Raw genomic sequence first — 780 nt, 5'->3', positions numbered from 1 at the left:
ATTCGAAAATTTGTCGATGGACTTGATCATGGAAAATTCCAAGTACTTTATTTATCGGATTCAAAACTAACTCCTAGGCATTTTTATAAAGGATTGTTAGAACAGCTAGGAGCTGAATCAAAGTTTTATAGAGGGGATGCTAAACGTCAGCTTCATCGTGAAATTGAGTTAATGAGAGGTATTCACGGAATTCAGCCGGTCGTTGTGGTCGATGAGTCACATCTTCTTGATCGTGAGATGCTTGAAGAAGTACGATTCTTACTCAACTTTAAGATGGACGCACAAAGTCCAATGGCCCTTATACTTGTAGGGCAAAGTGAATTATGGGACCGTCTACGTCTTCAATCATACGCAGCTATACGCCAAAGAATTGATATTCAGTTCAAATTAAATCACTATGATCGAGCACAAGTGGATCAGTATGTCTCTCGACATCTAGAATATGCCGAGGTTGATCAACAAATCTTTTCAGACGGTGCTTTAGAAGAGATACATCGTTTTTCTGGTGGAACGCCAAGACTTATTAATAAGGTTTGTACTCATAGCCTTCTTTACGGAGCACAAAACGGACGTCGAATCATTGATGACCATATGATTAAACATGTCATTCAGGGGGAACTGACATGAAAAAACCATGGAGAGATATGAAATACAATGATTTTCTTGATTGTTGGATGGTCTTTTGGGATAACGGTAAGAGTGATTACAAGTTACGATGCGGCGATTCGTTTGAATTGCATCTTGGAGATGGAAAGCGCCTTGTGTGCAGAATAGAACTAG

At 39.4% G+C, this 780-nt stretch carries 2 protein-coding genes; both read left to right on the top strand.

What is annotated here, in order from left to right; translation table 11 throughout:
- Positions 1-627: ExeA family protein (locus tag G6554_RS25315; RefSeq protein WP_166246845.1), on the top strand; the 627-nt coding region annotated here is incomplete at its 5' end.
- Positions 624-780, top strand: a 157-nt coding sequence (locus G6554_RS26440; protein ID WP_166246844.1) for a DUF5348 domain-containing protein, incomplete at its 3' end; no start/stop codon positions are given. The genes G6554_RS25315 and G6554_RS26440, both read left to right, overlap by 4 nt.

It is taken from the genome of Bacillus sp. MM2020_4, from assembly GCF_011250555.1.
Taxonomy (GTDB): domain Bacteria; phylum Bacillota; class Bacilli; order Bacillales; family Cytobacillaceae; genus Neobacillus.
This window is presented reverse-complemented; position numbering and strand designations above follow the sequence as displayed.